Raw genomic sequence first — 220 nt, forward strand, 5'->3', positions numbered from 1 at the left:
TGGTGGAGATAAGCGGGATCGAACCGCTGGCCTCTTGAATGCCATTCAAGCGCTCTCCCAGCTGAGCTATATCCCCACATTGTTTCAGGAATACTTATGCTATCATCATCGCTCATGTATTTCAATAAGCAACTTTTGCTAATTAGCATTCCCTCAAAACTAAACAATGTAAGTGATACTACAGCGAGCACATAAGCTCCGTCTAGTATCGTAATGCTTT

General features: G+C 42.7%; 1 tRNA gene. It reads right to left on the reverse strand.

The annotated features are described in order from the left end of the window. Positions 1 to 76 (reverse strand) — tRNA-Ala (locus GT1_RS22050). Positions 77 to 220: the final 144 nt, after the last annotated feature.

It is taken from the genome of Sporomusa sp. GT1 (genome assembly GCF_014634905.1).
Classification (GTDB): domain Bacteria; phylum Bacillota; class Negativicutes; order Sporomusales; family Sporomusaceae; genus Sporomusa; species Sporomusa sphaeroides.